The 255-nt window shown below is 58.8% G+C and carries 1 pseudogene; it reads left to right on the forward strand.

Features of this window, described 5'->3' with window-relative positions:
* Positions 1 to 255 (forward strand): annotated as a pseudogene (locus ACRXB1_RS37830) (hypothetical protein); the annotation flags it as partial.

The following is a 255-nucleotide window of genomic DNA, read 5'->3' on the forward strand; positions in this document are numbered from 1 at the left end:
CAAACCTACGCCACTCTGCTCGATGAGGGCATCTATCTTGGCTCGGTACGCACCATGTACCGGTTGCTCGCCGGCGCCGACCAGGTACGTGAACGGCGCCGGCAATTGACTCATCCGTCCTACACCCGCCCGGAGCTGTTAGCGGTGCAGCCCAATGAAGTGTGGTCCTGGGATATCACCAAGTTACGGGGTCCGGGCAAGTGGACGTACTTCCATCTGTACGTGATCCTCGATATCTTTAGCCGCTACGTGGTC

This window comes from Caballeronia sp. M23-90, from assembly GCF_053574605.1.